This is a genomic window from Enterococcus sp. RTP21361st1_A6_RTP21361_211029, assembly GCF_040910045.1.
Lineage (GTDB): Bacteria > Bacillota > Bacilli > Lactobacillales > Enterococcaceae > Enterococcus_D > Enterococcus_D gallinarum.
This window is the reverse complement of the sequence record NZ_JBDGBK010000113.1, coordinates 1-8,745: the sequence shown is the minus strand read 5'-3', so window position 1 is coordinate 8,745 and position 8,745 is coordinate 1. Positions and strand designations below refer to the sequence as shown.

General features: G+C 39.9%; 4 protein-coding genes and 1 pseudogene. All 5 read right to left on the bottom strand.

Translation table 11 applies throughout. The features are described from left to right. Positions 1-74: 74 nt before the first annotated feature. On the bottom strand, positions 75-4,868 hold the full coding sequence (locus AB5Z52_RS14885; protein WP_288551610.1) for a pectate lyase-like adhesive domain-containing protein: 4,794 nt from the start codon (positions 4,866-4,868) through the stop codon (positions 75-77). Positions 4,869-5,028: 160 nt separating this feature from the next. After that, positions 5,029-6,140 (bottom strand): annotated as a pseudogene (gene glf, locus AB5Z52_RS14880) (UDP-galactopyranose mutase). A 227-nt stretch (positions 6,141-6,367) separates the two neighbouring features. Next, positions 6,368-7,669: a surface-displayed alpha-enolase gene (gene eno / locus AB5Z52_RS14875; RefSeq protein ID WP_003127565.1), complete on the bottom strand. Its 1,302-nt coding sequence runs from the start codon at positions 7,667-7,669 to the stop codon at positions 6,368-6,370. A gap of 111 nt (positions 7,670-7,780) precedes the next feature. Next, the gene (gene tpiA, locus AB5Z52_RS14870) at positions 7,781-8,536 is read right to left on the bottom strand and encodes a triose-phosphate isomerase (RefSeq protein ID WP_003127564.1); all 756 of its coding nucleotides are present in this window, start codon (positions 8,534-8,536) and stop codon (positions 7,781-7,783) included. Between the two features lie 69 nt (positions 8,537-8,605). Beyond that, positions 8,606-8,745 (bottom strand): phosphoglycerate kinase (gene pgk / locus AB5Z52_RS14865; RefSeq protein WP_368266986.1); only part of this gene is annotated, 140 nt, incomplete at its 5' end.

Genomic DNA, 8,745 nt, shown 5'->3' with positions numbered 1-8,745 from the left:
TTTGCCATCTTCGGACACGTCCTTTTCTTAGTAGTTAGATTCTACCAAATCGTGTCCATGAAATCATCCTAACATCACAATGACAATGAATCACTAAGTGAGGTACTCAAGCTCGTTGAATCACTAATACTTACCGATAAAGAATCACTAGCTGATATGCTGGCACTGATTGAGTCACTGATACTTGTAGATGTTGATTCGCTAACTGACGTACTCACACTTGTCGAATCACTGTTACTTACGCTCGTACTACTGCTGTAACTTGCAGATTCGCTCGCACTTAGTGAGGTAGAAATACTTGTACTCAATGAGGATGAATCACTGATTGATGTGCTCAAACTGGTTGACTCACTGATACTTACTGATAGTGAATTACTTGCAGAAATACTTTCACTTGTTGAATCGCTATTACTTACACTCGTACTGCCGCTATAGCTGGCTGATTCACTACTAGACTCACTATTACTATCGCTAATGCTCAATGACATCGACGTACTAATTGAATTTGAGATCGATTCTGACTCCGATAAACTTTCGGATAAACTCATGCTTGCACTCAACGAATCAGAAATAGATTCACTTAAACTAATGCTTTCACTGAGGGAAGAAGAATCCGATTCACTGATAGCGACAGATAATGATTCTGATGCTGAAATACTTTCTGATACTGAGTCACTTTCTGACAGAGATAGTGACGTGGATTCACTTAGTGATTCCGAGAGTGAAACTGATACTGACTCTGATAAAGATAAACTTTCAGAATCACTTGTACTGTTGCTCAATGATCCAGAAACAGACGCACTTAAGCTGGAACTATCACTTTCCGAATCAGACTCTGATACACTAGCTGATATAGATAACGATTCTGATGCCGAAAGGCTTTCTGACATTGAATCACTATCCGATAATGAAATAGATGTTGAAATACTTTCAGATAGGGATTCTGACAACGATTCTGAATCACTAATAGAAATTGATAGAGACATTGATTCGCTTTCTGAAATAGATGTAGATAACGAACCACTTTCTGAGTCTGATACCGAAACAGATTCACTGATAGAAAGAGACGTTGACTCTGAGTCACTCAATGAAATCGAAACCGATTCTGAATCACTTAAAGAAGTTGAAGTAGAGATTGATGTTGACAATGATTCAGAAGTCGAGTCATTCATGTCAGATTCACTTTCTGAAATAGACAATGACACTGAGTTGCTCTCTGAATCTGATACTGAAACAGACGCACTAATTGATGTAGAAATTGATTCTGAATCACTAACAGAGATCGATTCTGATAATGAGTCACTTTCTGAAATTGATTGAGAAAGAGAAACACTTTCTGACTCAGAAGTAGAAGTAACAATGGATTCTGATAATGATTCGCTTCCCGAAATAGACTCGGACGTAGACAATGATACCGGGTCTTGTTCATAATTGACCGTAAACATCTGTGGCGAAGAATCCGTTTGAGATGCTCCATTGCTGGTAGTATCAAAAGTTTGATTGGCAGCCATAGCTTCCGCTAATGTATTGTAGACTACTCCATCTGGTCCTGTAACCGTATAGATATACCCGTTTCTCTCTAAATCTGCATCTGTCACCCCAAGAGTGAAACTTTCATTTGAAAAACCGGAAGTACCATATTTTCCAACAGTGACAGTTCCTGGGATTTGCTCAAATGCTTCCCCTGTAGCAGGACCTGATTCAGGTTGATTATTACCAACGACACCGACTTCTTGATAGGATGGATAAAGAGTGATCGTAATAAATTGTTGATCACTGTCTGTTGTACTGCCATTATTACTAGTACTATCAAAAACAAATGTTCCAGTTTGATCTGCATAATAACCAGCTTGAGTTAGGTAATCCGCGATTAAGTCAGAATAGCTTAGTTCTTGACCAGTCGTCCCATTGATAGCAACTGTGCCAACTTGGTTTTGTAATGGACGGCCATCTGAATTAACAAAAGTTACATTGACAGTTTGTGTGTCTGCTGCAACGTAAATGGTTGTCAGACTCGCTTCAGTTCCAACTGTAGTAGATCCAGGCTGTACATTGCCATTCAATACGGCACCTGTTGCATAATAGTAACCTGGAGGCAAATTAGTCGAAGTATAGTAACTATTTGTCCAATCGATAACATTCCCGTAGTTTGCAGGAATTCTATCTGTTCCGGAAGCTTCGGTACCAACATTCATATACTCAGAAGAGATTACTTGACCAGTCTTAACGTCGACATATTGGTACTGAACCGAATGATTGGCAACACCATATACATAAATATTATAAGTATAATTTGTGTTCTCCATTGGAACAATCGCAACCGTCGCTTGCCCATAGCTGTCCCCATTATCGGCATTAGTCGTACTATCTCCGCCGCTTTGACCATCATTTTTAGCTGAACTAGCAACTTGGGTACCGATTGCCCACATATAATTTTCAGGCATTAACTCATTGGCATACTCCAATGTTTGCAAATCAAGATACTCACCAATGTAATTAACGTCTGGATCAATTGGCATATCAACAGTTTTAATAATATTGCCGTACTGATCAACATAATTTACGGTTACGGTTCCTGGCGCAATCGCAACAGTCGCTAATTCACGGGTAGAAGTGTCTACAATGTTAGATGTAGTAACATTTCCAGCCGTATCTTTAATAGTTGTTGTCGAACCTGAAATAGTCATTTCCACGAATTTTAAGTTACGGTTGCCTTCTGGAGCAGCGGTTTGGCTACTGCTGCCTTGCCATGTACTGATCTGAGAATTATTCATGACAAATGTTCCCGAACCGGTAATCAATCGACCTGCCGAAACAGCTCCTGAAGAAGTTAGACGGGCTAAGTGCAATGCCCGCGGTGAAATAAAGCGAACTGTTGCACCGGAAGCCACGTTCACAACAGTGTTGGCATTCCATTGTTGCAGATCAAGTACCGTTCCTGCATTAAATGTAACAACCGCTCTATTCGTGACGTTTAGCGAGTTGGAACCTACTGTACGAGTTGCCGTCATTTGCAGATTTTGACCAAAAGTTGCGGTTCGGTCATTTGATTGACTTCCCGAGTAACGAGAAAAATCGAGTAGCATTTGGAAACCGTCTTGTTTCCAAGTTACGTCATCTCCGACAGTAATTGAGTTAAATCCATAATAGACAAGGGGATAGTTGTTGCTGTTATAGGTACTTAGCTCGTTTCCAATAATTGTCGCGCCATCGCCCACTTTAAAGGTGTGATTGAATCCTGTATCACTCGCATTATTGCCACGGATTGCCATATAGTAAAACATGGAGTAGCCGGTAGTACCAGCTGTCCGATTCAACTCTACATGGGCTCCGTTAGCTATTGCTACTTCACCAATTTGCATCAATTCTTGTTTGACATTTGCGATGACTTTACCTGATAAAGTAACGTGACTGTCCTCTGCATCCAGCAATCGTCGTGGTTGATAAGCGGTATCTGTCCCGCTAACACCATCTCGGCCTTCGAGAGTCACATTATTGATATTGAAGTACCAGTACCCATAACCTCCGGTTGCTGATCGTGAATCGATCACTCCATCTGCATTACCTGTGCCACTGTCTCCTGAGTTGGTACCTGATTGCCAATGAATCAAATTCACATCTGTGATCGTAAAGATAGAACCGCGAACTGTAGAACTTGTCCCTACATTAAATGCTGCTCCTGCCATATTGACTGTAAACCCATTACCGTCAATAATCACACTCGTTGCCCGCCATCCTAAATCACGGGTAGCCACATTGGTAGCTGCCGTAATATTAGCGGTTACCTCAATATAGGTAATCGAAGCATTTCCATATGCTGCTTTCAGCGTAGCCCAGTCATTCACTGCTGCATAAGTGCCATTAGCAATAGCTGTTTGCTTGTATAATTCCTTATTTTTCACTTGGTCCGGAACATCAACCGTCACCCCAGAAGGTGAATTGGTTTTGTTACCATCGTTGATTGCCTGCTCAAATTCTTCTCGGCCCATATCTGGATCCGCAGAAACATTGATTTTAACAATCTGCCCTGATTGGGTGGTGATGGCAAAACTAGCAATCAAATTATTGGCACTAGCATATTGTTGTGCTGCCCGAATCAAAGATGTGCTTGGTGATTTGCCATCTTTGACAACAATTTCTAATGCATTCGTCGTGGTGTCAACCGACGCTTGTACTTTCTTGGGTACTAATTGATCGAAGAGATCTTGTGCTTTTTGTGACTCCACTTTATTTTTTTCGGAAACAGTTTGTTTTGGTTGGTTCTTTTGACTTACTGAAGTTGAATGAGAGCCACTTGTCGATTGTGACAACGATAGACTTGTCGATTCTGAGGCACTTGACGACAATGAGCCGCTTTCAGAAATCGAGGCACTTTCAGAGATACTCAAACTTTCTGATTCAGATCCGCTCTTCTCTTCCGAAAGACTCATTGATTCAGAAACACTTTGAGATGCCTCGATACTGGTAGCATTGTTTTCAGTTTCTGAATCACTCCTACTCTGTGATTCTGTTACACTCGTTGACTCTGTCGCACTTTGTGACTGAGTGTTGCTTTCGGATTCAGAAAAACTTTCCGATGGACGCATGCTTTCAGATTGTGAAGTAGCCTCACTTTCTTGCGTCGATGAAGCAGGAATTTTGGCATTCGTTTTATTTGCCAAGACGTTCTCGGCATTTGCTTCTTTACTTGCATCTAAAGGCGGTGTGATTTCTGAAGCATGCGCCACGATTGGTGTGATACTCAATCCAGCAATGCCAGTAAAAGAAGTGATCGTTGCATAGACCCAATGTTTTCCGCTTTTATACATCTTGTAGCGTTCACTCTTATTGGAGCGTAGCAACTTTCGATAATTATTCTTTTTACTCATTACGTTTATTTTTCTCCCCTTTCATAAAACTATTTTTATAAGCTTCCCCTAGTCCTATTTTTAAAAAGATAGGACAATTCATTATTTCATAACTAGTAAAAAAGTTACGTTTTGTCCCAGAATCGGGACAAAAAAAGAGCAACCTCTTCCATAAAAGAAGTTACTCTGCTTGAAATTCATGTTTGACTAGTTTTAAAGCGGCTGCAATCGTATCATCCATATCATAATAACGATAGTTTGCTAGACGCCCACCAAATAAACATTTTTTTTGCTGATGCGCTAATTTTTCATACTTGCGATACAGTGCATGATTGATTTGATCGTTAATTGGGTAGTAAGGAATGTCTCCCTTCCGCCAAGTTTTTGGAAATTCTTTCGTGACAACTGTTTTTTTGTCACAACTGGACAAAAATGTTTATGCTCAATGATTCGCGTATAGGGCGTTTGACTGTCTGTAAAGTTCATGACTGCTGTTCCTTGATAATTATCTGTATCATATGTTTCAGTTTCAAAATGTAAAGAACGATAGGCCAACTCCCCGTAACAATAATCAAAATATTGGTCAATCATTCCAGTATAAACAATCTTCTTGGTTGATGCTTCATGACGCGTACGGTCTGCAAAAAAATCAGTTTCTAAAGAAACTTCAATCAGTGGATTTGAAAGCATTTTTTGAATCATTTCTGTATAGCCCAATTTTGGAATTCCTTGAAAAGTATCCGTAAAATAATTGTTGTTAAATGTATACCGGACTGGCAGTCTTTTAATAATAAAAGAAGGTAGCTGAGCACATCCTCGTCCCCACTGTTTTTCCGTATAGCCTTTGATCAGCTTATGATAAATATCTGTCCCCACCAAAGAAAGAGCTTGTTCTTCTAAATTTCGGGGTCTTTTTATTCCTGTCTTTTCAATTTGAGCCATTAGTTTGATGCGAGCTTCATCTGGTCTTTTGGTTCCCCATAATTGGTAAAACGTGTTCATATTGAAGGGGAGATTATATAGCTCACCTTTATAGTTTGCAATAGGTTCATGAATATAGGGATAAAAATCAGCAAACTGATTGACGTAGTCCCAAATTTTTTTGCTCGATGTGTGAAAGATATGCGCACCATATTTATGTATGTCAATTCCGACTTGTTTTTCTGTATAACAGTTGCCACCAATATGTGCTCGTTTTTCCAACATTTTCACCGAGTGTCCCCGTTTAGCTGCTTCATAAGCAAAAACCGAGCCAAATAGTCCTGTACCAACGATTAGATAATCATACGCCATGTATTTCTCCTAAATTTATTTTTTCTTTTATTATAGAGTTTCGCTAAACCAGAACTATAATTTCTTTTTTTAGAAAAAGAAAATAAAGAAGAAAAGACTGCTCTCTGTTCCATGAGAAAAATAAGTCTTGATTCAAATCACTTAATCCAGACAGCAAAAAAGCTCTGAAATCACAGCGGTTGTTAAATCAACCGCTGCTCTTTCAGAGCAATGTAATCATCGAAAGATTATTTGTTTTTCAAGTTGTAAAAAGCTTGCAAGCCTTTGTATTCAGCAACTTCACCAAGTTGGTCTTCGATACGTAGTAATTGGTTGTATTTAGCAATACGGTCAGTACGTGAAAGAGAACCAGTTTTGATTTGGCCAGCATTTGTTGCAACTGCGATATCAGAGATTGTTGAATCTTCTGTTTCACCTGAACGGTGAGAAACAACGGCAGTATAACCAGCTTCTTTAGCCATTTCGATCGCATTGAATGTTTCAGTCAATGTACCGATTTGGTTTACTTTGATTAGGATTGAGTTACCGATACCGTTTTTGATTCCTTTTTCAAGGATTTCAGTGTTTGTAACAAACAAGTCGTCACCAACTAATTGAACTTTGTCGCCTAGGCGTTCAGTCAATAGTTTCCAACCATCCCAGTCGTTTTCATCCATACCATCTTCGATTGTGATGATTGGGTATTTGTTAACTAACTCTTCCAAGTAGTCAACTTGTTCTGCAGCTGTACGTTTCACACCGTTTTCGCCTTCAAATTTCGTGTAGTCGTACACGCCATTTTCGTAGAATTCAGAAGAAGCACAGTCAAATCCTAGGTAAACGTCTTTACCTGGTTCTAAACCAGCAGCTTTGATAGCTTCTAAGATTGTTTCAACACCATCTTCAGTTCCTTCAAAACGAGGAGCGAAACCACCTTCGTCACCTACTGATGTTTCTAAACCACGTTTAGATAAGATTGATTTCAACGCATGGAATACTTCAGCACCCCAACGTAGACCTTCTTTGAATGTAGGTGCGCCTACAGGCAAGATCATGAATTCTTGGAAAGCGATCGGAGCATCTGAGTGAGATCCGCCGTTGATGATGTTCATCATAGGTGTTGGCAATACTTTTGTATTGAATCCGCCTAAGTAGTGGTATAAAGGTACTTCTAAATAATCAGCAGCTGCACGAGCAACGGCAATAGAAACACCAAGAATTGCGTTAGCACCTAATTTGCCTTTGTTAGGAGTTCCATCTAAAGCGATCATTGCTTTATCGATAGCCATTTGGTCACGTACATCGTAGCCGATGATTGCTTCAGCAATGACGTTATTTACATTGTCAACTGCTTTCGTTACACCTTTACCACCATAACGAGCTTTGTCGCCATCACGTAATTCAACTGCTTCGTGTTCACCTGTTGAAGCTCCTGAAGGAACCATTCCACGGCCGAAAGCACCTGATTCTGTGTAGACTTCTACTTCGATAGTTGGGTTACCACGTGAGTCTAGGACTTCGCGTGCGTAAACATCAGTAATAATTGACATGTTTTGTCTCTCCTTTGAGTTTGTTTTATCTTAAGGGAATCTCCCTTGCGAACATCTTAATTGTAGTGAAAAAAGCTGTTTTCTGCAAACAATATTTTCATGAGAATGAAATTATTTTACTGCATCCAACAATGCTAGGAATGAATCAGCTTGCAAGCTTGCGCCGCCAACTAATGCTCCATCTACATTTTCTTTTGCCATGTATTCTGCAATATTTTCAGGTTTTACAGAACCTCCGTATTGGATACGTACAGCATCAGAAACTTCTTTACCGTATAATTTTTCAACTGTTTGACGTACAACACCACAGATTTCATCAGCAATTTGTGCATCTGCTGATTTACCTGTACCGATCGCCCAAATTGGTTCGTAAGCAATGACTAGATTGCTGACTTGGCCATCTGTCAATCCTTCTAAACCGGCAGTGATTTGTCCTTCGATCCATTCAGCTGTTTTTCCAGCTTCGTAAGTTTCTAAAGATTCACCACAACATAGGATTGGGATCATACCATTTGCGAAAATTGCTTTCGCTTTTTTGTTGATGTCTTCGTCAGTTTCATGGAAATATTCACGGCGTTCTGAGTGACCGATGATTACATAGTCAACACCTAAGTCAGCTAAAGCAGCTGGTGAAGTTTCTCCTGTAAAGGCACCTTCATTTTCCCAGTAGCTGTTTTGAGCAGCAATTTTTAATTCTGTACCTTCTGCAGCTGTTACTAATGTTTCCAAGAACAACGCTGGTGCTCCGATAACAGAATCTACTTTATCGTTGCTAGGAATTTTTGTTTTGACTGCTTCAGCAAATTCTTTTGCTTCTTTCGCAGTTTTATTCATTTTCCAGTTTCCGGCAATAATTGGTTTGCGCATTTTTCTGGCACTCCTTTGTTATTTAAGGGTCACGGCTGCTTATTGCAACGCAGCCGCGTCATTGCTTGATTATTTGTCGTTGATTGCTGCTAATCCAGGAAGAGTTTTACCTTCTAGAAGTTCTAAACTAGCACCGCCACCTGTTGAGATGTGAGTGAATTTATCAGCAAAACCTAATTGTTCTGCAGCTGCAACTGAATGTCCACAAC